We start from the raw sequence: 23,779 nt of genomic DNA, 5'->3' as shown, positions 1-23,779 counted from the left end.
TCTGGGCGCGGAGATTAATAGGCACAGATGAGCGACGTCTGAGAATCATCGGCGGGAGCGGCCCGGCCGGATCCATCCGGCCCGCCTGAAGGCATCCGGCCCGCCTGAAGGCATCCGGCCCGCCCGGAGCGCCGGCTACTCGACGAACAGGCCCCGTGAGGCGGCCCTCGCGTCGAACTCCTCCAGCCGCGCCTGGGCCTCGGGCAGCCCGTCGCACATGGCCTCCAGCAGCACCCGCCCCAGCAGCATCGGCGCGCACGCGGTGTCGAAGGCCAGCCCGGTGCCCACGGCGCCCGGAATCAGCAGGTCGCTGTGGGCGGCCACCGGCGCGAACGCCGAATCGGCCACGGTCACCACGGTCAGCCCCTGCTCCCGCGCGTAGGCCAGCGCGTCCACCACCTCCCGCGGATGCCGCGGCAGCGCGAAGCACATCAGCGCGCTCGCACCCGCCCTCCTGGCGGCGTCGACGCGGTCGTGCAGCATGCTTCCGCCCTCGTCGAGCACCCGTACGTCCGGGTGCACCTTGGAGGCGAAGTATCCGAACCCCCGCGCCTGCGAGGAGGCGGCCCGCAGCCCGAGCACGAGCAGCGGCCTCGACCCGGCGAGCAGCCGCCCCGCCCGCTCCACCGGTGCCGGATCGGCGAGCAGCTCGGACAGCTGCCGCAGATTCTCGATCTCGGCCAGCACCGCCTGCTGGTACTCGTTGTAGCGCTCCTCCGCGCTCCCCTCACCGGCCGCCTCGGCAGGCGAGACGTCCCTCAGGTGCTTGCGCAGCGCGGGATACCCGTCGAAACCGAGCGCCACGGCGAAGCGGGTGACGGACGGCTGGCTGACCCCGGCCAGCTCGGCCAGCTCCACGCTCGACAGGAACGGGGCGTCGGCGGCCCGCCGCACCATGGAGTGCGCGATGCGCCGCTGGGTGGGGGTCAGCCGCTGCCCCTCGAAGAGCCGCTGCAACCGCGCGGCCGGGCTGCTCCCGCTCATGCTGTCCCCTCCAGAACTCCACCGCACCGCTCCGGCGCCGAGGGATCCATTCAGCCAGCAAGCGCTCTGCATGTCCATATACAGACCGGTCGGCGGCCTCCCCGCCGGCCCGGGACGCTCCGGCGCGGGCTCCGGTCCCCGGGCGCTCGCATTGCGGGACCGCTCTCCCCTGCCGACCCTGGGGACATGATCCCAGCCAATACGAGAGGGCCCGGCGGCTATGTCGTCCGCTACGGCGACGCCGACGCCGCACACGTGCTGAGCGTCTACGCCGATCTTCGCTGCCCCTTCTGCAAGCGCATGGAACTGGGCCTCGGGGCCGTGATGGAGCGGGCCGCGGACGAGGGCAGATTCGCCATCGACCACCACTTCGCCACGTTCATCGACGACGCCGCGGGCGGAAGCGGATCCCTGGAGGCGCTGGCAGCGCTGGGTGCCGCGGCGGACGAGGGCCAGAAGCCGTTCATGCAGTACCTGAGGGCGCTGTACGCCGATCAGCCCAGCGAGGAGGTGGACGCCTTCTCCGACCGGGCCACCCTGCTGCGGCTGGCCGACGAGGTCGAGGCGCTGCACACCGACGCCTTCCGGCAGAAGGTCATGGAGCGCACCTACCTGCCCTGGGCGGCGCAGGTGTCGGCGGCCTTCGGGACCAGCGGGGTGCGGTCGACCCCCACGGTCCTGATCGACCGCACCCCGGTCTCCGTCATCAACTCCCTTGGATACGCGGTCACGCCCGAGGCCTTCCTCGCCGAGGTCACTCCCCCGTGAACGCCCGTGCGGATGTGGTCACCGGCGGACCGGCCGACGGGCCGGCCGTCTGTCAGAACACGACGCGGGCAGCCATCAGCGCCGCCCGCGCCCCGGGTTCGCCCTCCACCTCCAGGAGGCCGCGCGGCGGTCGCCCCGACAAGTGCCGGGCGAAGTCGACCGCGTCCGCGCGAAGGACGGCCGCCGGGGTGCCGATGCCCAGCAGACGGCTTCCTCCCGCGGGTCCCCGGAGATCGATCTCGACGGCGGGGCCCGTCCAGGCCAGGGCCAGGTCCAGCACGACCTGGTCGACGATCTCCCGGTCGTGCCCGTCGAGGACCGCCACGGCCCCCGTGGCATCGCCGAGGTCCATGCGGTGCATCCAGGTGTCACGGGCGATGAGGACGTTGCCGAGGTAGTCCATCGAGTCGTCGGGCAGGGCCTTCGCCTCCGGGTAGAGCAGGCTCGGGCGGATCCTGCGGCGGACGGCCACCGGGATGCGGCGCAGGGCGATGAGCGCCTGGGGGGCGAAGTGGGCGAGGGCCCCGATCAGCTCCGGCCCCGGGACGGCCCGCCGGTCCTCGATCTGGGCCTCGTTGTGCCCGTCCAGCGGGCCGAGATGCGGGTGGGTCCGCGCGGCCTGCCGGATCCGGCGCACCGCGACCCAGGGGCGCGGCAGCTCCTCGTACTGGCCGACGGTGTGGGCCAGCATGTCCCGGACCGTCCAGCCCGTGCAGACCGTGGGGCGCCGCCAGTCCTCGTCGGAGAGCTCGCGGAAGGTGGAGAGCGTCGCCCGCAGCTCGGCCTCGTTGACCAGACGGGCCCGCGTCCCGGAGGTGCGGGGGATGGCGCGGGCGGACGGTGTCGTGGTGGCCATGGGTGCGCCTCCCGTCTCCCTGCCCCAACGCTACGCCGACGCGGCACGCCCCGCCCTGCGCGACAGCCCCCGAAACAGGGGGGCTAACCCCACTGACCCGGGCGGCCCGGGTTCGTACCGTAGGGCGCATGGAAGCCCGTGACCCTGAGCTCAGGCGAGAGCTCGATGCCACCCTGCAGGCCCGCGGCGAGCTGGGGCCGGAATACGAGTCGGCGCTGATCGACTCGTTCCTGGAGAAGGTGGAGCAGCGGCTCGCCGGCACGTACGACCATCGGACGCGGCGGCAGCTGGCCGAGGAGCGGACGGCCGCCGCCCGGAGCGCCGCCCGGCCCGCCAGGCCGCACGGGACCTTCGGGGAGCGGTTCGGTTTCGGGGTCGTCTCGCTGGTCCTCGCCGTCCCGCTGTCCGCGATCGGCGTCGGCAACGCGGGGATCAAGGGGCTCGTCGTCACCTGGCTGGGAATCTTCGGCGTCAACGCCGTGCATGCGGCCCGCGCGTGGCCGTGGACCGGGGAGAGGCGGCGGACGCCCTCCGAGTGGGACGTCTGAGGGGCCTCGGGGCCGCGCACGGATAATCGCGGGGACCGCCGCACCCCCGTTGCCGGGGGGCGGGACGACGGCGGTCCCCGCGAGGGACGCGGTCCCGGGTCAGGGCCGGGTGTCGCGTCCTGGCGACGGTGGAGGTCCGGGAGCCGCTCCGTAGTCCGTGTCGCCGTTGGTGGGCCGGCGGGTTTCCCTGCCGACACCCCTTACTGTGCCGGAGCCGTGTTAAGCCGGTGCTGCGCGGACGTGTCGCGCTCGTACCGTTTTCGCGAACCCCGGAAACCGGCCCGCTACGGCTTGGGGGTGGCGTCCTTCGCGAGGAAGGCCAGCAGATCCTGCCTGCTCACGACCCCTGTCGGCTTGCCCTCGACGAGGACGATCGCCGCATCGGCACCGTCCGCCCCACTGAGCACGGCCATCAGGTCCTCGACCGGTTCCCCCGAGCCGACCTGCGGCAGCGGGGCCGACATGTGCTTCTCCAGCGGGTCCGTCAGCGTCGCCCGCTGAGTGAACAGGGCGTCCAGCAGCTGACGCTCCACGACGGAGCCGATGACCTCGGCGGCCATCACGTCCGGATGTCCCGCGCCCGGCTTCACGATCGGCATCTGCGAGACGCCGTACTCCCGGAGGACGTCGATGGCCTCGCCGACCGTCTCCTCGGGGTGCATGTGCACGAGCGAGGGGAGCGGTCCCTCCTTGAAGTCGAGCACCGCACCGACCCGGGCGGAGGGGCCGGTGTCCTCCAGGAAGCCGTAGTCGGCCATCCACTCGTCGTTGAAGATCTTGCTCATGTAGCCGCGGCCGCTGTCCGGCAGCAGGACGACCACCACGTCCTCGGGGCCGAGGCGCTTGGCGACCTCCAGGGCCGCGACGACCGCCATGCCGCAGGAGCCGCCGACGAGCAGGCCCTCCTCCTTGGCGAGGCGGCGGGTCATCTGGAAGGAGTCCTTGTCCGAGACCGCGACGATCTCGTCCGTGACCGTGCGGTCGTAGGCGCTCGGCCAGAAGTCCTCGCCGACCCCCTCCACCAGGTAGGGGCGTCCCGAGCCGCCGGAGTAGACGGAGCCCTCCGGGTCCGCGCCGATGACCTGCACCCGGTTCTCGCTGGTCTCCTTGAGATAGCGGCCCGTGCCGGTGATCGTGCCGCCGGTGCCGACGCCCGCGACGAAGTGGGTGATCCTCCCCTCCGTCTGCTCCCACAGCTCGGGGCCCGTGGTCTCGTAGTGCGAGCGCGGGTTGTTCGGGTTGGAGTACTGGTCGGGCTTCCAGGCTCCCGGCGTCTCGCGGACCAGGCGGTCGGAGACGTTGTAGTACGAGTCCGGGTGCTCGGGGTCGACGGCTGTCGGGCAGACGACGACCTCGGCGCCGTACGCGCGCAGCACGTTGATCTTGTCCGTGGACACCTTGTCAGGGCAGACGAAGATGCACTTGTAGCCCTTCTGCTGGGCGACGATGGCCAGGCCCACACCCGTGTTGCCGCTGGTCGGCTCCACGATCGTGCCGCCGGGCTTCAGCTCGCCGCTCTGCTCGGCGGCCTCGATCATGCGCAGCGCGATGCGGTCCTTCACCGACCCGCCGGGGTTGAAGTACTCGACCTTGGCCAGGACCGTCGCCTGAATGCCTGCCGATACATTGCGCAGCCTGACCAGCGGGGTGTTGCCGACAAGACTGATCATCGAATCGTGGAATTGCACCGTGTACTCCGGGATCTCCGTGATGGTCCGCCAAGAGTATGCGTACGGGCAGGAGATTGGACGAAGCGATTGAGCTACGCCCTCCACGGGGCAGGTAGTGCTGTGTACGGCTGTACGGCACGGAGGAGGTGGACCGGACTGTGTCGAGAGCGAGGGTGGCACGGCGGATCGCAGCGGGTGCGGCCTATGGCGGGGGCAGCGTCGGGCTGATCGGTGCGGCGACGGTGGGCCTGGTGCTGGCCGAGGTGCAGCTGGCGAAGAGAGCCGTGGGCGGGGGCAAGGCGCCGGTCCCGCCGAGCGCGGACGGACGGTACGGGGTGGCGTTCGCAGGTCCCACCGATCCGTTGCGCTTCGTCATGCTGGGTGACTCCACGGCGGCCGGCCAGGGTGTGCGCAGGGCGGGCCAGACCCCGGGGGCGCTGCTGGCCTCCGGCCTCGCGGCCGTGGCCGAACGGCCGGTGGATCTTCGCAACGTCGCCCTGCCGGGCGCGCGCTCGGACGACCTGGAGCGGCAGGTGTCCCTGGTGCTGGCGGATCCGTCGGGGGTGCCGGACGTCTGCACGATCATGATCGGCGCGAACGACGTGACCCACCGGATGCCGGCGACGCAGTCGGTGCGCTGCCTGAGCACGGCGGTACGGAGACTGCGCACGGCCGGCTCGGAGGTGGTCGTGGGCACGTGCCCGGACCTGGGCACGATCGAGCCCGTCTACCAGCCGTTGCGCTGGCTGGCCCGGCGGGTGAGCCGCCAGCTGGCGGCCGCCCAGACGATCGGCGCGGTGGAGCAGGGCGGCCGGACGGTCTCGCTGGGCGACCTGCTCGGGCCGGAGTTCGAGGCCAACCCCCGGGAGCTGTTCGGGCCCGACAACTACCACCCCTCGGCCGAGGGGTACGCGACCGCCGCCATGGCGATGCTGCCGACCGTGTGCGCGGTCCTCGGCCTCTGGCCGGAGTCCGACCACCTGGACGGCTCGCGCCGCGAGGGCATGCTGCCGGTCGCCAAGGCCGCCTCCCGGGCCGCGCGGGAGGCCGGTACCGAGGTCACGGGGGCGCGGGCGCCCTGGGCCCTGCTCAAGCACCGCAGGCGGCGGCGCCTGCCCGCGCACACGGAGCCGGTGCCGCACAAGGAGCCCGGGACGGGTGCGGGCGGCGGGCCGATGCCCGGACACGGGTCGGGGGCGACCTGGCGGCGGGCCTGAGCCTGCCGCCCCCACGGGGGAACATTGCGGGCGACTGAGCGGTTGCTTAGAAAAGAGGTCCGCATCACATCGCCTGTTGGGTGACCTCAGCTATACGTCCGGGTAACTTCCAAGGCAGCCCAGCCTTCCTGCCTTCCAGCCCTCATGGAGCCGCGTGATGCCCGAAGCCGTGATCGTCTCTGCTGCCCGTTCGCCCATCGGCCGGGCCTTCAAGGGGTCCCTCAAGGATCTGCGCGCGGACGACCTGACCGCGACCATCATCCAGACCGCGCTGGCCAAGGTCCCCGAGCTGGACCCGAAGGACATCGACGACCTGATGCTCGGCTGCGGCCTCCCCGGCGGCGAGCAGGGCAACAACCTGGGCCGCATCATCGCCGTACAGATGGGGATGGACCACCTCCCCGGCTGCACGGTCACCCGCTACTGCTCGTCCTCGCTCCAGACCAGCCGCATGGCGCTGCACGCCATCAAGGCGGGCGAGGGCGACGTCTTCATCTCCGCCGGCGTCGAGATGGTGTCCCGCTTCGCGAAGGGCAACTCCGACAGCCTGCCGGACACGCACAACCCCTTCTTCGCCGAGGCCGAGGCCCGCACCGCCGCCCGCGCCGAGGAGACCGGCGCGAGCTGGACCGACCCGCGCGAGGACGGCATCGTCCCGGACGCGTACATCTCCATGGGACAGACCGCGGAAAACCTGGCGCGGACCAAGGGCGTCACCCGCCAGGACATGGACGAGTTCGGCGTCCGCTCGCAGAACCTCGCCGAGGAAGCCATCAAGAACGGCTTCTGGCAGCGCGAGATCACTCCGGTGACGACGCCGGACGGCACGGTCGTCTCGCAGGACGACGGCCCGCGCGCGGGCGTCTCCCTGGAGGGCGTGCAGGGCCTGAAGCCGGTCTTCCGCCCCGACGGACTCGTCACCGCGGCCAACTGCTGCCCGCTCAACGACGGCGCCGCCGCGCTCGTGATCATGTCCGACACCAAGGCGCGCGAGCTGGGCCTGACCCCGCTGGCCCGCATCGTCTCGACCGGCGTCTCCGGCCTGTCGCCGGAGATCATGGGCTACGGCCCGGTCGAGGCCAGCAAGCAGGCGCTCAAGCGCGCCGGACTGACCATCGACGACATCGACCTGGCCGAGATCAACGAGGCGTTCGCCGCCCAGGTCATCCCGTCCTACCGGGACCTCGGCCTGCCGCTGGACAAGGTCAACGTCAACGGTGGCGCGATCGCCGTGGGCCACCCCTTCGGCATGACCGGCGCCCGGATCACCGGCACGCTGATCAACAGCCTGCAGTTCCACGACAAGCAGTTCGGCCTGGAGACGATGTGCGTCGGCGGCGGCCAGGGCATGGCGATGGTCATCGAGCGGCTGAGCTGAGCCGCAGCGGAGGGTAGGGGGCGCCCGAGGTACGAGGGCGGCACCTGCCCGCAGCGGAGGCGAAGCTCAGCGCGACCACGAACACCGAGCGGCTGAGCTGAGCCGCAGCGGAGGGTAGGGGGCGCCCGAGGTACGAGGGCGGCACCTGCCCGCAGCGAAGGGTAGGGGGCGCCCGAGGCCCGTGGTTCCGGGCCTTCGGCGCCCCGGCCCTCCCGCGCGGGGGCTGTCCTGAACCGGCCCGAGCCCCGATCGTGACCGAATCTCCCCCAGGATGTGATCTATGTCCCGGGGGAGAGTCGTTTGCCCAGGTCAAACCAGCCATGGACCTAAACACCAGGCACAAAGACCTGTCCAATTCGTGACGTAATGCACTGACAGCAGGCACCAGTACAGGACAAGCTGATGTAGGAAGTCGGGGGTGTCGATTGAAACCGGGAGTATGTCAGTGAGCGCCATGCCGTTTGCCCTGTTGCTGACCACCGCCGCTGCCACGGCTGTCGGCGCCGCCGCTCTGCACGCTGCTCACGGGCTGCGCAAGCAGGTCACAGCCCTGCGCACGGAGCTTGCGGAGGGACGGAGTCTCCACGCATCCGTGCCCGGGCAGCAGAACCGGAGCAGCAGCACACCCGTCGAGGAGATACGCGCGGCAGTCGCCGACGCGCTCGCCGAGGAGCGGGAGCGCGAGCTCGCCGAGGCCCGCGCCTTCTGGGCCGCCCAGGAGGTACGCGACGCCGCGGACGCCCCGTCCCTGCTGGGCGGATTCGGCGAGGACGCACCGTTCTTCATGCCCCGACAGAGCGACTTCGCGGGCCTGGAGGCCATGGACCTCGAAGCCGGCGACGCCCTGGACGAGCTGGTGGAGCTGGCGGAGCTCACCGACCTGCCCGAGGTCGCCGAGTACGCGGAGTTCCCCGAGGACTCCCCCGAGCTGGCAGCGGCCCGCCGCCGCCACCCGTCGCACCCGGACTTCGTCCCCGTACAGACACCGGTCGTCACCGACCATGAGCGTACCGTGAACCGGCTGGAGCGGCTCGCCGATACCGCGACGGAGCTCACCGACGTCCGCCCCGGGCCCCTGGGGACCCTCGACGTGTACGTCTTCGCCGACGGCACCACGCTCTGTATGACCCCGGGCCACCGGGAGACCGCGGAGCGGCTCGCCGACTCGCTGCGCTCCGGTGAGCAGCCGGTGCTGCTGGGCGGTTCCGGCGTCTCCGGCGCCTACGCGCTGACGTTCTCGTGCGGCAAGGAGAACGTCTACATCCTCGCCGACCGCGTCATCGCCTCGTTCTAGCGCGGGCCGGGCCCGAACGCCCGCGCCGCCGCCTCCTCGACACATCGCACGGCCTCGTCCAGCTCCTGGGACGAGGCCGTTTCCAGTGCCACGGCCAGGTCCCGGCCCGCGACCGCGAGCTGGTCACCGACCGCGAATATCCCGGCGTCCGGCATGGTCCTCGGCTCCCGGCCCGGGTCCTCGGAACGCTGGGCCCGGGCGGACAGCTCCCTGGCCGCCGTCAGGGCCTCGGCGGCCATGCCCTGCTGGAGCCGGCTCTGCGGGGCGCTCCGCAGCCGGTCGGCGAATCGGTCCACGGCAGTGATCAAGCGGGTCGTATCGAGCACGCCGTGACCCTACGCGCCCCCGCAGGATGGTTGCCAACGCGCCGATGCTCGGGCACGGTGTCGGGAAGGACCAGCACCGCGTACTGCGTCGGAGGCGCCGATGTCTCAAGTCTTCTCCGAAGAAACCCATCGCAACCTGCTCTCCCGGATCCCTCATTGCACCGGTCGCGACATCACCGACTGGCTCCGCACCGTCGACGAAGGCCCCTCTCTCTTCCGCTTCGAGGAGAAGGTCAGCTGGCTGCGGAGCGAACACGATCTCACCTACGGCCACGCCAAGGCGATCATCCATGAGTACGACCTGAGGAGAGCGGCGCGGAAGCTCCGCTGACGCACACCCTCCCCGTGACGACGGAACGGCCCGCAGGCGATGTGCCTGCGGGCCGTTCCGTCGTCGTCGCGCCTACGGGGTCAGTCGTCCCCGTTGAGGATGGAGAGCAGACGCAGCATCTCCAGGTAGATCCACACCAGGGTCAGGGTGAGGCCGAAGGCCGCCAGCCAGGACTCCTCGCGCGGTGCGCCGTAGTTGACGCCGTCCTCGACCTGCTTGAAGTCCAGGGCCAGGAAGCACGCACCGAGGATGATGCCGACGACACCGAAGAGGATGCCGAGGCCACCGCTGCGGAAGCCGAGGCCGTCACCGCCGCCGAAGACGCTGAACAGCAGGTTGACCATCATCAGGAGCACGAAGCCCATGGCCGCGGCCATCACGAAGCCGTAGAAACGGCGGGTGACGCGGATCCAGCGCATCTTGTACGCGATGAGGACACCGGCGAAGACACACATGGTGCCCATTACCGCCTGCATCACCGTGCCGGGGCTGATGTAGGTGCTGACCGTGCTGGAGATCACTCCGAGGAAGACACCCTCGAAGGCCGCGTAGGCCAGGATCAGCGCGGGCGACGCCTTGCGCTTGAAGGACTGGATGATCGCGAAGACGAACGCCACCAGGGCCGCGCCGATGGCGATGCCGTAGGACTTGCCGAGATTGGCCTCGTCGACGGGGAGCAGGGCCCAGGAGAGCGCGGCGGTGAGCACCACGGTGCCCAGCGTCATCGCCGTACGCGTGACGACGTCGTCGATCGTCATCGCGCCGGAGTGCGCCGGAGCCTGCGGGGCGCCGTACTGGGTGTCCTGCTGGGCGTACGGGTTCGTGGCGTACGGGTTCGCGGCGGTGCCCTGCCCGTACGGGTTGGCACCCGCTGCGGGGGCCCCGGCCTGCGGCGCCGCGTTGAAGCCCGCGGAGCCGTTGTCGCGGCTGAACCCCCGTCGCGAGAAGACCGGGTTGCTGCTCCTCATTTCACTCCTCCATGGCCACCTTGCGCAGCCTTGCCACAAGAGTAATGGGTAGGCAAAACAATCACCCTAGTGCCAGAGGAGGATCTTTGAGAGAAGTTGCACCCCCGGGGTGGCTCCGGCCAGGGCATGACCTGCCGGGATCCGGGCAGGAGCCGTACGGTCCCGGTTCGCCGGTCCGTGCCGTCACCACCCCGGTCGCACACACCGGAGGCGCTCACACACCGTGACCGGCCGTCTTCGCAGCGCGTTCCCCCGTGAGGCCGCACCGGCCGCGCGATACGGTCGTTCCGCCGGCACCCACGCCTCTGCGAGCGAGTGCCCGGAGCCGGACTCGAACCGGCACGCCCCCGAGGAGGCAGCGAGGTTTAAGCTCGCCGTGTCTGCATTCCACCACCCGGGCGTGGGCGCGCGGCTCCGCGTTTGGCAAAGACCCTATCCGGGGGCATCCCTCGAACAGCGGAACATCCACTCGATGTTGTCTTATTTTATTGACCGTGTGAGGGTCCGTCAGACACACCGCACCGCATCAGCACACGCCCGCACCGGCCGTTGGGGACGAACCCCGGCAAACGGGAATGACGGAAACTCGCCGCACTCGTACGGCCCATACGCCATGGGCCGCGCCACCGTTCGCCAGGGCCCCGCCACCTCACCCGTCCACGGCGTCGTTGACGCACCGGAGAACCGGCCTCGCCGCCAGGGCCCGGGGGTCCTTCAGCACCGCGCCCGTGACGTGGAAGACGGCGCTCTCACCAGGCAGCAGAGTGACGAGCATGGCGTCCACCTCGGCCGCCGGATCCAGCCGGTCGGGGAAGAGGGCGAGGTCCCGCAGCAGCGTCCTCGCCGTCACCGTGACCCGGTAGCCGATACCTGATTCATCACCCTCCGTGACATCGGCGTGATAGCGCGCCGGCGGCAGCGCGACCCGGGTGTCCTCCTCGTAGAACTCGACCGTCCTCAGCTCGCCCAGCTCCGCCACCAGCACCTCGCGGGCGCCGTCGCCGGGCTCGGCGACCGAGTCCGGCAGGGCCACCCGGGTGACGCCACGGGCCGCCGTGCCCACCACGACCGTCTCCTCGGCCAGGACCTCGCCGTCCAGGGACCGCCGGGTCAGCCGCAGCGTGCCTTCCCACGGAAGGGCGGAGTCGTTGACCAGGTGCAGGGCTCCGTCCCGCAGGGCCATCAGCCGGTCCGCGTACACCGCGCGCAGCGCGTACCAGAGCGGCTTGCGGCGGCCGTCCCCGTCCACCGCCGCCCAGGACACGACCGGCCAGCAGTCGTTGAGCTGCCACACGATCGAGCCCATGCAGTACGGGGCGTGCGAGCGGAAGTGCCGGATGCCGAAGGCGACCGCGCGGGCCTGGTTCAGCTGGGTGAGCCAGTGCCAGTCGTCGTCGTCGGAGGAGGAGGAGGGCTGCGGGAGGTGGTCCCCGAGGCCGCGGAGCAGCTTGGCGTCACCGTCCTCCGCCTTCTGGTGGTGCGCGACCAGCGGGGCGCCCGGGTTCAGCGGGCCGCTCACCGCCCGCCGCAGGGTGGCGTACGCGGGCGGGCCCTGGAAGCCGAACTCCGCGACGAAGCGGTGGGCGGTGTCGGCGTAGTGGCTGTAGTCGACCCGGTTCCAGACGTCCCAGAGGTGGACGGTGCCCCTGGCGGGGTCCTGCGGGGGCAGCTCCGGGGAGCCCGAGTAGGGCGAGCCCGGCCAGTACGGGCGCGTCGGGTCGGTCTCCGCGCACAGCGCGGGCAGCAGCTCGTGGTAGTAGCCGTGGCCCCAGGTGCGGCCCGCCAGCTCCTTCTGCCACCCCCAGTCCGCGTGGCCCTCCAGGTTCTCGTTGTTGCCGCACCACAGGACCAGCGACGGGTGCGGGGCGAGCCGGACGAGGTTCTCGCGGACCTCCGCGGCCACCTCGTCGTACAGCGGCTGCTCCTCCGGATACGCGGCGCAGGCGAACGGGAAGTCCTGCCAGACCAGCAGCCCCTTCTCGTCGCACAGTTCGTAGAAGTCGTCGCTCTCGTAGAGGCCGCCGCCCCAGACCCTGATCAGGTTGACGTTCGCGGCGACCGCCTGGTCGAGGCGGTCCGAGACGCGCTGACGGGTGAGACGGGACGGGAAGCAGTCGTCGGGGATCCAGTTCACCCCGCGGACGAAGACGGGCTCGTCGTTGACCGAGATCCGGAACGCCTCGCGCTCCAGGCCGACGCCCCGGAAGCCCGTCCTGCCGTTCCACGCGTCCTCGCCGAGGCGCACGGTGACGTCGTACAGCGGCTGTTCGCCGTGGCTGTGCGGCCACCAGCGCGCCGCTCCGGGGACGGCGAGGGTGACGTCTCCCCGGCCCGCCCCGGCCCCGACGGTGAGGACGGCCCGCTCGCCGGCCACCTCCACCGACGCCTCCAGGGGGCCGCCCCCGGCCCGGTCGACATCGAGGGTGACCGCCAGGCGCGGCACCCCGTCGCCGTCGAGGTCGGCGAGCACCTTCACCCCGGCGATGCGCGGGCCGGTCCAGGACTCCAGCGCGACCGGCCGCCAGATGCCGGAGGTGACCAGGGTCGGTCCCCAGTCCCAGCCGAAGTTGCAGGCCATCTTGCGGATGAAGGCGTACGGCTCGGCGTAGGCACCGGGCCGGTCGCCGAGCTTGTCGCGCAGCGCCTCTGCGTAGGTGTACGGGGCGGTGAAGCGTACGGCGAGGGTGTTGGGGCCCTCGCGCAGCAGGTGGCGGACGGGGAAGCGGTAGCTCCGGTGCTGGTTGGCGGTGGAACCGGCCTCGGTGCCGTTGAGCAGGACGGTGGCGACGGTGTCGAGGCCGTCGAAGCAGAGGTCGGTGGACTCGTTTGCGTCCGCGGTCCATTCGAAGGTGGTGCGGTAGGTCCAGTCGGTGCGGCCGATCCAGCCGAGCCGCACCTCGTTGTCGTCCAGGTAGGGGTCGTCGATCAGCCCGGCGGCCAGCAGGTCGGTGTGGACGCAGCCGGGGACGGTCGCGGGGACGCCGCCCGTGGGGAGCTCCAGCGGCACGGGGCCGTCGGCGGTGAGCGTCCAGCCGTCGTGCAGGGGCAGGTGGCGAGGGATCACGCGGAGGTCCTTCCGCAGTCGGGGAGTCCGGCACAGGCGACGAAGTGGTCCGGCTCGGTCTCGTACAGGTCGCTGTCGCGCGCGCCGCCCCGGTGGTAGGCGCAGGCCTCCACCGGCTCCGCCGTCGTCCAGGGCTGGTTGAGCCGGGGCACCGCGGCCAGGAGCGTGCGGGTGTACGGGTGGAGGGGGTTGCCGAAGACCTTCTGGGTGTCACCGCGTTCGACGACACGGCCGTTCCTCAGCACCACCGTCTTCTCGGCGAGGTAGGTGCCGAGCGAGAGGTCGTGGGTGATGTAGAGGACGCCGAGACCGCGCTCCTTGAGGCCGGCGAGGAGGTTGAGCACGTCGATGCGGGTGGACGCGTCGAGCATGCTGGTGATCTCGTCGGCGACCAGGAAGCGCAGGTCCAGGAGGAGTGCGCGGGCGATGAGGAGGCGCTGCAGCTGCCCGCCGCTGAGCTGGTGCGGGTAGCGGCCCAGCACCTGTCCGGGGTCCAGACGGACGTCCCGTACCGCCTTCTCCACGCGGTCCGCCCACTCCTTGCCGGAGACGCCCGGGTGGTAGGCCTGGCGGACGAGCGCGAAGACCCGGTCGGCCTTGAAGACGGGGTTGTAGCAGCTGAAGGGGTCCTGGAAGACGCCCTGGACGCGGCGGTAGAAGTCCTTGCCCGGCCGGACCTGTTCGCCGTCCAGGGTGAGGCTGCCGCCGCTGACCCGGGTCAGGCCCAGGACCATGCGGCCGATGGTGGACTTGCCGCTGCCGCTCTCGCCGATGAGCGAGACCAGTTCGCCGGGTGCCGCCTCGAAGGACACCCGGTCCACGGCGGTGACGGAGCCGCCGCCGAAGGCGCCGGCCCGGAAGGTCTTGGTGACACGGTCGAGCGTCAGCATCAGGCCGCCTTCCAGCATGCGACGGTGTGGCGGGGGGCCACCTCGACGACCGGTGGTTCCTCTGCGCACCCGCTGTCGGCGAGCGGGCAGCGGTCGCGGAAGCGGCAGCCGGCCGGCGGGTTCAGCAGGGAGGGCGGGGAGCCCTCGATGCCGCTGAGCGGCTTGTCCTTGTGACGGGCGCCCACCTGGGGCAGCGAGCCGATCAGCATCTTCGTGTACGGGTGGCGGGGCCCGGTCGTCAGCACCTTCGTGGGGGCCTTCTCCGCGAGCCTGCCCGCGTACATCACCATGATCGAGTCGGCGATGTGCGAGGTCAGTCCGAGGTCGTGGGTCACGAAGATCATGCTGGTGACCAGGCCCTTGTCACGGAGGCCGGTCAGGGCGCCCACGACCGCCTGCTGGTTGGAGACGTCCAGGGCCGAGGTGACCTCGTCCGCGATGAGGACGGACGGATCGAGCAGCGTGGAGATCACCATGACGGCGCGCTGCTTCATGCCCCCGGACAGCTCGATCGGGTAGCGGTCCAGGACGTCGGGGTCCAGGCCGACCAGTTCGAGACGGCGGTGCAGCTCGTCGGTGTCGACGGAGACGCCCCGCGAGGCGAGGAGCTCGCGGATCATGCGGCCGATGCGCCGGGTCGGGTTGAGCGCGCTCATCGAGTACTGGGGGACGAGCGAGATCTTGTGGAAGCGGTAGGCGTTCATCGCCCGGTCGTCGGACAGCGGCAGTTCGTCGCCGTCCAGCGTCACGGTGCCGCCCACGTGCCGCATCCGGCCGTCGAGCCGGATGAGGGACTTGCCCAGGGTGGTCTTGCCGCAGCCGGACTCGCCCGCCAGGCCCAGGATCTCGCCGTCCGCCAGGTCGAAGCCGACGCCGTCCAGGGCCCGGACCTCACCACGCAGCGTGCGGTAGTGGACCCGCAGATCGTTGACGGTCAGGGTCATGTGCTCAGGACTCCCTCAGCTTCGGGTTGAAGACCTCGTCGAGGCCCACGTTGGCGACGTAGAGCGCGCCGACGATCGCGGTGATCCCGGCGCCCGGCGGGACGAACCACCACCACATGCCGAGCTGGAGCGCGCTCCACTGCTGGGCGCTCTGCAGCATCAGACCGAGCGAGACGCCCTCGGTGGGACCGAGCCCGATGAAGTCGAGCGAGGAGGCGATGAGGATGGACCCGCCGAAGAGCAGGATGAACATCATGAAGAGGTACGAGCTCATGTTGGGCGCGATCTCGCGGAAGACGATCCGCCAGGTGCCGCTCCCGCTGAGCCGGGCCAGGTCGACGAACTCCCGGGTGCGCAGCGAGAACGTCTGCGCGCGGATCGCGCGGGCCGCCCAGGGCCACGAGGTGAGGCCGATGAACAGGCCCTGCACTGCGACGCTCCGCACCCCCATGTAGGCGTTGATGATCAGCAGGACGGCGAGGGCGGGGATCACGAGCACGACGTTGGTGAGCATGTTGAGGATCTCGTCGGTGACTCCGCCCCGGTAGCCGGCGAGGAAGCCGACGAGCATGGCGATCACCGCGGCGATGGCGCCGCCGACGACGCCCACCAGGAAGGTGGCGCGCAGCCCGTGCACGAACTGCGCGTACACGTCCTGGCCGAAGGTGGTGGTGCCCATCCAGTACGTGCCGTCGGGCGCGGACGCCTGCGGGCCCACGTACTCGTTGGGGTTGCCGTTGTCGAGCAGCACGGGGCCGACGACGCCGACGGCGAGCAGGATCGCGACCAGGGTCACGCCGATGATCAGCTTGGGGTTGCGGACCGCGTAGTGCAGCGACTCGCGGCCGGGCTTCGCCACGGGCGCCTCGGCGGAGGGGGCCTCGGGCGCCGGGTCGGGCAGTGTGCTCATGACGTGCCTCCTGCCATGCCCGTACGGGTGCGGGGGTCGACGACGACGTACACGATGTCGATGAGGAAGTTGGCGATGAGTACGCCGATGACGATGAACAGGAACGCGCCCTGGAGCAGGAAGAAGTCCTGGTTCTGGATCGCGGCCAGGATCAGTGAGCCGAGCCCCGGATAGGCGAAGACGATCTCGGTGACGAGCGCTCCGGCGACGAGGACGCCCAGTTGGAGTGCCAGGCCGGTGATCTGGGGCAGGACGGCGTTGCGGAAGGCGTAGCGGCGGATGAGCCGCTGGGGTGCGCCGAGGGCCGACAGGTAGGACGAGTAGTCGGACTCCAGCTCGTAGATGATCATGTTGCGCATGCCGATGGCCCAGCCGCCGAGCGCGACGAGGAAGAGCGAGAGGAACGGCAGCACCCAGTGGTGCAGCGCGTCCAGCGCGAAGTCGGCGCTCCAGCCGGGCTGGATGTCCAGGCTGTACCCACCGGATATGGGGAACCAGCCCGCCTTGGCCCCCAGCGCCCAGGCGAGGATGACGGCGATCCACATGTACGGCATGGCGGTCAGCAGGTAGCCCGCCGGCAGGACGGTGTTGTCGAGGACCTTGCGGCGGGCGGACAGCGCGCCGATCCAGTTGCCCGCGAACCAGCTGAGCAGGACGGCCGGGATCATCAGGCCGAGCGTGTACGGGAGGGCGTCGAGCAGGACGTCGCCGACAGGTGTGGGGAAGACGAAGATGGAGATCCCGAAGTCGCCCTGGAGCAGCGCACCCCAGAAGTGGAGGTACTGCTGCCACAAGGGCTCGTCGAAGCCGAACAGGTTGTTGTAGTACGTGCGCATCGCCTCGGCGGCCTCGGGCTGCGAGACGCGGGCGCGGGCGACCATGGCGGAGACCGGGTCACCGGGCATGAAGCGCGGGATCATCCAGTTGACGGTGACGGCGACGACGAAGGTCAGCGCGTAGATGAGAAGTTTGCGGGCGAAATAGCGGCGCAAGGGTGCTCCCCTGGTGGAGAGCCCCGCCGTGCGCGCACGGTCAGGTGCGCGCGCACGACGGGGCGGTCGTGGAGTCGGCGACGGCCGTGCTACTTGGCGGGCTTCAGCTGCGTGAGCGTCTCAAAGCCGCCCATCTCCAGCCAGTTGCGCCACAGGGCCGGTGCCGTCTTCGGAGCTCCCTCGGCGTCCGACGGCCAGTTCGTCCAGGAGCCGGTGGTGGACTGCGACCAGAGGCCGTTGTACCAGAGCGGGATGATGGGCATCTCGGTCAGTTGGATGTCCTGGATCTTCGACACGGCGGCCTTCATGCCCGCGGTGTCGTCGGTCTTCACCCCGCCGAGCTCCTGCACCAGCTTCCAGGCCTTCTCGTTCTCGTAGCGCCCGAAGTTGACCGTGTTCTGCTGCTTCTGCACGGGCATCTGGAACATGTACTCGTAGTACGTCCAGGGGGTGTTCGACAGCTGGCGCTCGTTGTTGATCACGAGGTCGAAGTCGCCCTTCCCGCGCTGCTCGTTGAGGGCGTTCTGGTCGGGGAACTCGGTGCTGACCTTGATGCCCGCGTCCTTGGCGCCGGCGGCGATGACCTTGGCCGCCTCCATCCAGTCGGTCCAGCCCGAGGGCACGGCAAGCTTCAGACTCAGCGCGGAGCCGTCCTTGTTCTCGACGAAGCCGTCGCCGTCCTTGTCCTTGTAGCCGGCGTCCGCGAGCTCCTTCTTCGCCGCAGCGGCGTCGTGCGTGAAGCCCTTCTCGGCGATGAGGGCCTTGTCGTCGAACTGCTCCCACTGCGGCAGCAGACCGGTCGGGGAAGCTGGCTTGACCAGGTCGCCGTAGACGCCCTTGACGATCTTCCCGGTGTCGACGGACGCGGCGAGCGCCCGGCGGAAGGCGGCGTCGTCCATCGGCTTCTTCGTGGTGTTGGGCACCAGCCAGGCGGTGTTGGCCGAGAGCATGTAGGGGGCCTCGTCGTAGTACGACACGACCTTCTTGCTCTTGATCAACGAGGAGGCGCCGGGCAGGAAGTTGTTGCTGAGGTCCAGCTGGCCCTGGCCCAGCTGGCCGATGACCACTTCGTTGCTCGGGTTGGAGACGTCGACGATGTAGCGGGGAGCGGGCGTCATGCTCAGCGCCTTCGTGCCCCACCAGTCGTCGCGCCGCTCCCAGACGACCCGGTCCTGGGTCTTGCTCCTGAGCTTGTACGCCCCGGTGCCGACCGGCTTGTCGTTGACGCCGTTGAGGATGTCCTCGTCGGTGCGCGAGCTCCAGACGTGCTCGGGGACGATCGGCTGGCCGTAGAGGGTGGAGTCCCACTCCTGGTAGCGGGCCTCCTTGAAGGTGAAGCGGACCGTGGTGTCGTCCACCGCCTTCGCGTCGGACAGCCAGCTCCACAGCGAGTGGAAGGCGGAGGCCTCGATCTTGCCGAGGCCGTAGGAGTACGCCACGTCCTTCGCGGTCAGCGGCTTGCCGTCGGCCCAGATGATGCCGGAACGCAGCTTCACCTCGTAGGTCCTGCCGTCGGTCCAGCTGCCCGACTCCGCGAGCCAGGGCGTCAGCTTGCCCTCGTTCGGGTCGAAGTGGAACAGCGTCTCGTAGACCAGTCCCTTGGTGCCGGTCGCGTGGTCCCAGTTGCGCAGCGGGTTGTAGTTGGCCGGAGGCCCCCACTGGGTGCCGGTCGTGTAGAGCGTCTCGTTGCGCGGCAGCGATCCGCCCTTTCCGGCCGGGCCGCCGGCGGAGCCCGTCCCCGAACCGCCTCCCGTGCACGCGGTCGCGGCGAGTGTGAACACGGCGAGCGCGGTGGTGACCCGCAGCCGGGTACGCGTACCCATAGCCCCTCCTTTTCCCCCGCCGTCCCTGCCGAGCGGAGTTACTGAACCGGGTAAGTGCCGTGAAGGTATGGGCGCCCCGGAGTGGTGTCAAGGGAGCGGGAGCGCTCCCATTCCAGTTTCTTCGGGGACTCAGGGAGAGGTCTGGACCGCCCGGGGGAAGACAGAGGTCAGGGACCTGCGGCTAGGATGACTCCTGAACACGAACCGGTTAAGCGAGGTCGCATGTCCAAGCACCGTCCCACGATCGCCGACATCGCACGCCGCGCCGGGGTCTCGAAGGTCGCGGTGTCGTACGCCCTCAACGACCGCCCCGGGGTGTCCCCCGCGACCCGCGCCTCCATCAAGGCCATCGCCGAGGAGATCGGCTGGCGCCCCAACAGCGCGGCCCGCGCCCTCACTCACGCACGGGCCGGCACCGTGGGGCTCGCACTGTCACGGCCGGCCAGGATGCTCGGGGTCGAGCCGTTCTTCATGGAGCTGATCAGCGGCATCGAGACCGAGCTCTCCGCCCGCGGCTGCGCCCTGCTCCTCCAGGTCGTCACCGACCCGGCCCAGGAGCTGGAGATGTACCGGCGCTGGTGGGGCGAGGGCCGGGTGGACGGGGTGTTCCTCGCCGATGTGCGCTCCCCCGACCCGCGCATCGAGGGCATCACCGAGCTGGGCATGCCCGCCGTCGTGATCGGCGACCCGTCCGCGGCCGGACCGCTCACACCCGTGTGGTCCGACGAGCGGGCGGCGCTGCGGGACACCCTGACGTACCTGAGCGCGCTCGGGCACCGTACCGTCGCCCGGGTCGCCGGGCTGCCCGAGCTGACCCACACCCAGCTGCGCGACCGCGCCCAGCGTGAGATCAGCGCGGAGCTCGGGCTGGACGAGCCGGTGGTGGTGCACACCGACTACTCCGGCGAGGAGGGCGCGCACGCCACCCGGCGGCTGATCAGCTCGGCCGCGCGGCCGACCGCCGTCATCTACGACAACGACATCATGGCCGTGGCAGGACTCTCGGTCGCCCAGGAGATGGGGCTGGACGTGCCCGCCGACCTCTCGCTCGTCGCCTGGGACGACTCCCAGCTCTCCCGCGTCGTCCGGCCGCCGCTGACCGCGCTGAGCAGGGACATCCCCGCGTACGGCACCCACGCGGCCCGTACCCTGCTGGCGATGGTCGCCGACGGCTCGGCCCCCGGGTTCGAGGACGCCGCCGCCCGTCTGGTGCCGCGCGGGTCCACGGCACCGCCGCGCTGAGCGCGGACCGGGGATCTCGGGGTCGCCCTCCTACCTCAGGACTACACCGACGCCCTGCGGGTGCGACTCAAGAGGGCCCCGGGAACGGGCACGGGGACTGACGCCCCGGCGCCGTACGGCGGCGACGATGGAGGGGTCCCCGTCGAGCCGTCCGAACCAGGAGTACCCCTGTGACCACCACCACCGCCCACCGCACCACCGCGGTCGCCGCCCGAGCCACGGAGCTGTCGAAGGTCTACGGCCAGGGCGAGACCCAGGTGATCGCCCTGGACCGGGTGACCGTGGACTTCCCGCAGGGCGAATTCACCGCCATCATGGGCCCGTCGGGCTCCGGCAAGTCCACGCTGATGCACTGTGTGGCCGGCCTCGACAGCTTCAGCAGCGGCTCCGTGCGCATCGGTGAGACCGAGCTGGGGGCGCTGAAGGACAAGCAGCTCACACAGCTGCGCCGGGACAAGATCGGCTTCATCTTCCAGGCGTTCAACCTGCTGCCCACCCTGAGCGCCCTGGAGAACATCACCCTGCCGATGGACATCGCAGGCCGCAAGCCCGATGCCGCCTGGCTCCAGAAGGTCATCGACATGGTGGGGCTCTCGGACCGGCTGAAGCACCGGCCCACCGAGCTCTCCGGCGGCCAGCAGCAGCGCGTCGCGGTCGCCCGCGCCCTGGCCTCGCAGCCGGAGATCATCTTCGGGGACGAGCCGACCGGGAACCTCGACTCGCGCTCCGGCGCCGAGGTCCTCGGCTTCCTGCGCAACTCGGTGCGCGAGCTCGGCCAGACCGTGGTGATGGTGACCCACGACCCGGTGGCCGCCTCCTACGCGGACCGTGTGGTCTTCCTCGCGGACGGCGCGGTCGTCGACCAGATGCTGGCCCCCACCGCCGACGGGGTCCTCGACCGGATGAAGGCGTTCGACGCGAAGGGCCGCACCAGCTGACGCGGCAAGGCCGCCGCTCCCCTCCCCCCTTCCGGAACCCATCCCAGGACACACAGACATGTTCCGTACCGCCCTGCGCAATGTGCTCGCGCACAAGGCCAGGCTGCTGATGACCGTGCTCGCCGTCATGCTCGGCGTAGCGTTCGTCTCCGGCACCCTCGTCTTCACCGACACCCTCGGCAACGCCTTCCGCAACCAGTCGGCCAAGAGCTACGACGCCGTCGCCGTCGCCGTCAAGACCTGGGCCCAGCGCGGCGACGACCAGGCCGAAGGCATCGACGAGGCCACGCTCAAGAAGATCCAGGACCTCGACGGGGTGGCAGGGGCCACCGGACGCGTCTCCGGGTTCGCCGGCGTCGCCGACACGGGCGGCAAGCTCATCGGCGACGGCTGGTCCAACACCGGATCCAACTTCTCCCCCGGGGCCGGAGGCAAGGACGGGCAGTACGCCTTCACCGAAGGCACGGGGCCGGTGGAGGCCGGCCAGGTCGCCCTCGACAAGGAGACCGCCGCCAAGGGCGACTACCGCGTGGGCAAGCCGGTGCGGGTCGCCACGAACGGGCCGGTGAAGGAGTACACCCTCTCCGGGATCTTCACCACCGAGGACGGCGCGGTGAACGCCGGCGGCAGCCTGGTCCTCTTCGACACCGAGGTCGCCCAGAAGCTGTACCTGCGGCCCGGCGAGTTCAGCGACGTCACCGTGGCCGCCACCACGGGAACGTCCGACCGGCAGCTCCTCGACGCCGTGAAGCCCCTCATCCCGGAGTCCGCCGAGGCCAAGACGGGCGCGGCCCTCGCGGACGAGGAGGCCAGGATGACCGAGTCCGGCCTCAAGAGCCTCAACGCGATGCTGCTGGCCTTCGCGGCCATCGCGCTCTTCGTCGGCGTGTTCCTGATCGCCAACACCTTCACCATGCTCATCGCCCAGCGCACCAAGGAACTCGCCCTGATGCGCGCTGTCGGCGCCTCCCGACGGCAGGTCAAGCGGGCCATCCTGCTCGAAGCCGGTGTGGTCGGTGTGGTCGCCTCGGTGATCGGCTTCGCCCTCGGCGTCGCACTCGCGGTGGGACTGCGCTCCGCGATGGGCATGTTCGGCGGGAAGATCCCGGCCGGTCCGCTGGTCGTCTCCCCCACCGCGGTCGTCTCCGCGTTCGCCGTCGGCGTGCTCATCACCGTGTTCGCCGCCTGGCTGCCCGCCCGCCGGGCCGCCAAGATCCCGCCGGTGGCGGCGATGAGCAGCGTGCACGCGGTGGCCACCACCAAGTCGCTGGTCGTACGGAACTCCCTCGGCGCCGTGCTCACCCTCCTCGGTTCCGCCCTGATCGTGGCCGGTGCCGCCCAGGGCGGCGAGAACGGCCGGTGGCTCCTCGGCGGCGGGGCCTTCCTCGCCCTGATCGGCGTCATCGTCCTCATCCCGCTGCTCTCACGGCCGGTGATCGCCCTGGTGCGTCCGGCGCTGGGGAAGCTCTTCGGGGTCTCCGGCAAGCTGGCCGCGCAGAACGCCGTCCGCAATCCGCGCCGTACGGGAGCCACCGCGTCCGCCCTGGCGATCGGGCTCACCCTGGTCACCGGTATCTCCGTGCTCGGCGTCACGCTCGGCCAGGCCATCGACAAGATGACGACGGACAACATCCGGGCCGACTACATGGTCTCGATGGCCAGCGGGGACTCGCTCGACGAGTCGGCTCTCACCGCCCTGCGCAAGGCCGACGGTGTCGCGGCGGCCTCCCCCCAGCGGTCCGTCTGGCTCACCGTCGGCGGCAAGGGCGAGGCGGGTGTGTCGGCGTCCGGCGTCACCCCCGGCGACGTCGAGAAGGTCTTCAGCCTGAAGACGGTCTCCGGGTCGCTGTCCTCGCTGAAGGACGGCGAGATCGCCGTCGACCGCAAGACCGCGCGGTCGCACGGCTGGAAGACCGGCGACAGCGTCCCCGTGACGTTCCAGGACGAGAAGAAGGAGACCCTGAAGGTCGGGGCGCTCTACGAGGGCAACGAGTTCCTCTCCCCGGTCCTGATCTCCGAGACCGTCGTCGCCCCGCACGAGAGCGCCGCCGACATCCGCGAGGTGTGGCTGACCATGGAGGGCGGCCAGAGCGACGCCAACGAGAGCGCCGTGGTCAAGGCGCTCGGCGACAACCCGGCGATGAGCGTCATGGACCGCCAAGGCATCCGGGACATGTTCGGCGGGTTCATCAACACGGCGCTGAACATCATGTACGGGCTGCTGGCGATGGCCCTGGTCATCGCGGTCCTCGGCGTCGTCAACACACTGGCCATGTCGGTCTTCGAACGTCAGCAGGAGATCGGCATGCTGCGGGCGATCGGTCTGGACCGGCGCAGGGTCAAGCGCATGATCCGGCTGGAGGCCGTCGTCATCTCGCTCTTCGGAGCGGTGGTCGGCGTGGGCCTCGGAACGTTCCTCGGCTGGGCCATCGGGAAGAGCCTGTCCGCCGACATCCCCGGCTACGCCCTGGTCATCCCGTGGGACCGGCTCGCCCTCTTCCTGGTGCTCGCCGGCCTGGTGGGGGTCCTGGCCTCCCTGTGGCCGGCCCGCAGCGGCGCGCGGCTGAACATGCTCACCGCGATCAAGACGGAGTAGCGGCACGGTGGAAGGGGCGGTACCCGCACGGCGGGTACCG

The 23,779-nt window shown here is 70.7% G+C and carries 20 protein-coding genes and 1 tRNA gene; 9 read left to right on the top strand and 12 right to left on the bottom strand.

Going from position 1 to position 23,779, the window contains the following annotated elements; all coding sequences use genetic code 11:
- Window positions 1-135: 135 nt before the first annotated feature.
- On the bottom strand, window positions 136-984 hold the full coding sequence (locus tag ACFUNE_RS30470; protein WP_383574653.1) for a MurR/RpiR family transcriptional regulator: 849 nt from the start codon (window positions 982-984) through the stop codon (window positions 136-138).
- Between the two features lie 186 nt (window positions 985-1,170).
- On the opposite strand from ACFUNE_RS30470, the gene ACFUNE_RS30465 reads away from it, so the two are divergent.
- Entirely contained in the window at window positions 1,171-1,752 is a 582-nt protein-coding gene (locus ACFUNE_RS30465; RefSeq protein WP_383574651.1) for a DsbA family protein, read from the top strand.
- A 52-nt stretch (window positions 1,753-1,804) separates the two neighbouring features.
- Here ACFUNE_RS30465 and ACFUNE_RS30460 read toward each other — a convergent pair whose 3' ends face one another.
- Window positions 1,805-2,608, bottom strand: a complete 804-nt coding sequence (locus tag ACFUNE_RS30460) for a maleylpyruvate isomerase family mycothiol-dependent enzyme (RefSeq protein WP_383574649.1) — start codon at window positions 2,606-2,608, stop codon at window positions 1,805-1,807.
- A gap of 128 nt (window positions 2,609-2,736) precedes the next feature.
- On the opposite strand from ACFUNE_RS30460, the gene ACFUNE_RS30455 reads away from it, so the two are divergent.
- Window positions 2,737-3,156 (top strand): hypothetical protein, encoded by a 420-nt coding sequence (locus ACFUNE_RS30455; RefSeq protein ID WP_383574647.1) that lies wholly within the window; start codon window positions 2,737-2,739, stop codon window positions 3,154-3,156.
- Window positions 3,157-3,440: 284 nt separating this feature from the next.
- On the opposite strand, the gene ACFUNE_RS30450 is transcribed toward ACFUNE_RS30455, so the two are convergent.
- A complete protein-coding gene (locus ACFUNE_RS30450) occupies window positions 3,441-4,844 on the bottom strand; it encodes a cystathionine beta-synthase (protein ID WP_383574645.1) in 1,404 nt (467 codons plus the stop codon).
- Between the two features lie 155 nt (window positions 4,845-4,999).
- On the opposite strand from ACFUNE_RS30450, the gene ACFUNE_RS30445 reads away from it, so the two are divergent.
- The 3 genes from ACFUNE_RS30445 (at window position 5,000) to ACFUNE_RS30435 (ending at window position 8,715) form a co-directional block, all read left to right on the top strand.
- Entirely contained in the window at window positions 5,000-6,043 is a 1,044-nt protein-coding gene (locus tag ACFUNE_RS30445) for an SGNH/GDSL hydrolase family protein (protein ID WP_383574708.1), read from the top strand.
- Between the two features lie 157 nt (window positions 6,044-6,200).
- Complete coding sequence (locus ACFUNE_RS30440; protein ID WP_383574643.1) at window positions 6,201-7,421, top strand: acetyl-CoA C-acetyltransferase; 1,221 nt, start codon at window positions 6,201-6,203, stop codon at window positions 7,419-7,421.
- A gap of 454 nt (window positions 7,422-7,875) precedes the next feature.
- Window positions 7,876-8,715: a hypothetical protein gene (locus ACFUNE_RS30435; RefSeq protein WP_383574641.1), complete on the top strand. Its 840-nt coding sequence runs from the start codon at window positions 7,876-7,878 to the stop codon at window positions 8,713-8,715.
- Here ACFUNE_RS30435 and ACFUNE_RS30430 read toward each other — a convergent pair.
- Window positions 8,712-9,041 (bottom strand): hypothetical protein, encoded by a 330-nt coding sequence (locus ACFUNE_RS30430; RefSeq protein WP_383574639.1) that lies wholly within the window; start codon window positions 9,039-9,041, stop codon window positions 8,712-8,714. The two genes, ACFUNE_RS30435 and ACFUNE_RS30430, sit on opposite strands and share 4 nt — an antisense overlap.
- Window positions 9,042-9,141: 100 nt before the next feature.
- On the opposite strand from ACFUNE_RS30430, the gene ACFUNE_RS30425 reads away from it, so the two are divergent.
- On the top strand, window positions 9,142-9,372 hold the full coding sequence (locus tag ACFUNE_RS30425; RefSeq protein WP_383574637.1) for a DUF4287 domain-containing protein: 231 nt from the start codon (window positions 9,142-9,144) through the stop codon (window positions 9,370-9,372).
- Between the two features lie 80 nt (window positions 9,373-9,452).
- Here ACFUNE_RS30425 and ACFUNE_RS30420 read toward each other — a convergent pair whose 3' ends face one another.
- From ACFUNE_RS30420 to ACFUNE_RS30385, 8 genes are all read right to left on the bottom strand, one after another.
- Window positions 9,453-10,340, bottom strand: a complete 888-nt coding sequence (locus tag ACFUNE_RS30420) for a Bax inhibitor-1/YccA family protein (RefSeq protein ID WP_383574635.1) — start codon at window positions 10,338-10,340, stop codon at window positions 9,453-9,455.
- Window positions 10,341-10,656: 316 nt separating this feature from the next.
- A tRNA-Leu gene (locus ACFUNE_RS30415) sits at window positions 10,657-10,740 on the bottom strand.
- Between the two features lie 249 nt (window positions 10,741-10,989).
- Window positions 10,990-13,404 (bottom strand): glycoside hydrolase family 2 protein, encoded by a 2,415-nt coding sequence (locus tag ACFUNE_RS30410; RefSeq protein WP_383574633.1) that lies wholly within the window; start codon window positions 13,402-13,404, stop codon window positions 10,990-10,992.
- Window positions 13,401-14,294, bottom strand: coding sequence for an ATP-binding cassette domain-containing protein (locus ACFUNE_RS30405; RefSeq protein ID WP_383574631.1), 894 nt, complete (start codon window positions 14,292-14,294; stop codon window positions 13,401-13,403). The genes ACFUNE_RS30410 and ACFUNE_RS30405 overlap by 4 nt, the downstream gene beginning before the upstream one ends.
- Window positions 14,294-15,238 carry an ABC transporter ATP-binding protein gene (locus ACFUNE_RS30400; RefSeq protein WP_383574629.1) on the bottom strand — a complete coding sequence of 315 codons (945 nt, stop codon included), beginning with the start codon at window positions 15,236-15,238 and terminating at the stop codon, window positions 14,294-14,296. The genes ACFUNE_RS30405 and ACFUNE_RS30400 overlap by 1 nt, the downstream gene beginning before the upstream one ends.
- A 4-nt stretch (window positions 15,239-15,242) precedes the next feature.
- Window positions 15,243-16,148 carry an ABC transporter permease gene (locus ACFUNE_RS30395; RefSeq protein ID WP_383574627.1) on the bottom strand — a complete coding sequence of 302 codons (906 nt, stop codon included), beginning with the start codon at window positions 16,146-16,148 and terminating at the stop codon, window positions 15,243-15,245.
- Entirely contained in the window at window positions 16,145-17,140 is a 996-nt protein-coding gene (locus tag ACFUNE_RS30390; protein WP_383574625.1) for an ABC transporter permease, read from the bottom strand. Before ACFUNE_RS30390 ends, ACFUNE_RS30395 begins: the two co-directional genes overlap by 4 nt.
- An 89-nt stretch (window positions 17,141-17,229) precedes the next feature.
- Window positions 17,230-18,963: an ABC transporter substrate-binding protein gene (locus ACFUNE_RS30385; protein WP_383574623.1), complete on the bottom strand. Its 1,734-nt coding sequence runs from the start codon at window positions 18,961-18,963 to the stop codon at window positions 17,230-17,232.
- Between the two features lie 222 nt (window positions 18,964-19,185).
- On the opposite strand from ACFUNE_RS30385, the gene ACFUNE_RS30380 reads away from it, so the two are divergent.
- The 3 genes from ACFUNE_RS30380 to ACFUNE_RS30370 all read left to right on the top strand — a co-directional run bounded on the left by ACFUNE_RS30380 (window position 19,186) and on the right by ACFUNE_RS30370 (window position 23,739).
- On the top strand, window positions 19,186-20,205 hold the full coding sequence (locus tag ACFUNE_RS30380; RefSeq protein ID WP_383574621.1) for a LacI family DNA-binding transcriptional regulator: 1,020 nt from the start codon (window positions 19,186-19,188) through the stop codon (window positions 20,203-20,205).
- A 170-nt stretch (window positions 20,206-20,375) separates the two neighbouring features.
- Complete coding sequence (locus ACFUNE_RS30375; protein ID WP_383574619.1) at window positions 20,376-21,143, top strand: ABC transporter ATP-binding protein; 768 nt, start codon at window positions 20,376-20,378, stop codon at window positions 21,141-21,143.
- A 58-nt stretch (window positions 21,144-21,201) separates the two neighbouring features.
- Complete coding sequence (locus ACFUNE_RS30370; RefSeq protein WP_383574617.1) at window positions 21,202-23,739, top strand: ABC transporter permease; 2,538 nt, start codon at window positions 21,202-21,204, stop codon at window positions 23,737-23,739.
- Window positions 23,740-23,779 lie beyond the last annotated feature (40 nt).

The sequence above is a fragment of the Streptomyces sp. NPDC057287 genome, from assembly GCF_042667905.1.
Lineage (GTDB): Bacteria > Actinomycetota > Actinomycetes > Streptomycetales > Streptomycetaceae > Streptomyces.
The sequence above is the reverse complement of the archived record's forward strand: the minus strand, read 5'-3'. Positions and strand labels throughout refer to the sequence as shown.

Bases quoted from the DNA above. Each gene is read 5' to 3' on its own strand.
- ACFUNE_RS30470 (WP_383574653.1), bottom strand. From the start codon at position 984: ATGAGCGGGAGCAGCCCGGCCGCGCGGTTGCAGCGGCTCTTCGAGGGG.
- ACFUNE_RS30465 (WP_383574651.1), top strand. From the start codon at position 1,171: ATGATCCCAGCCAATACGAGAGGGCCCGGCGGCTATGTCGTCCGCTAC.
- ACFUNE_RS30460 (WP_383574649.1), bottom strand. From the start codon at position 2,608: ATGGCCACCACGACACCGTCCGCCCGCGCCATCCCCCGCACCTCCGGG.
- ACFUNE_RS30455 (WP_383574647.1), top strand. From the start codon at position 2,737: ATGGAAGCCCGTGACCCTGAGCTCAGGCGAGAGCTCGATGCCACCCTG.
- ACFUNE_RS30440 (WP_383574643.1), top strand. From the start codon at position 6,201: ATGCCCGAAGCCGTGATCGTCTCTGCTGCCCGTTCGCCCATCGGCCGG.
- ACFUNE_RS30435 (WP_383574641.1), top strand. From the start codon at position 7,876: ATGCCGTTTGCCCTGTTGCTGACCACCGCCGCTGCCACGGCTGTCGGC.
- ACFUNE_RS30425 (WP_383574637.1), top strand. From the start codon at position 9,142: ATGTCTCAAGTCTTCTCCGAAGAAACCCATCGCAACCTGCTCTCCCGG.
- ACFUNE_RS30420 (WP_383574635.1), bottom strand. From the start codon at position 10,340: ATGAGGAGCAGCAACCCGGTCTTCTCGCGACGGGGGTTCAGCCGCGAC.
- ACFUNE_RS30405 (WP_383574631.1), bottom strand. From the start codon at position 14,294: ATGCTGACGCTCGACCGTGTCACCAAGACCTTCCGGGCCGGCGCCTTC.
- ACFUNE_RS30400 (WP_383574629.1), bottom strand. From the start codon at position 15,238: ATGACCCTGACCGTCAACGATCTGCGGGTCCACTACCGCACGCTGCGT.
- ACFUNE_RS30395 (WP_383574627.1), bottom strand. From the start codon at position 16,148: ATGAGCACACTGCCCGACCCGGCGCCCGAGGCCCCCTCCGCCGAGGCG.
- ACFUNE_RS30385 (WP_383574623.1), bottom strand. From the start codon at position 18,963: ATGGGTACGCGTACCCGGCTGCGGGTCACCACCGCGCTCGCCGTGTTC.
- ACFUNE_RS30380 (WP_383574621.1), top strand. From the start codon at position 19,186: ATGTCCAAGCACCGTCCCACGATCGCCGACATCGCACGCCGCGCCGGG.
- ACFUNE_RS30370 (WP_383574617.1), top strand. From the start codon at position 21,202: ATGTTCCGTACCGCCCTGCGCAATGTGCTCGCGCACAAGGCCAGGCTG.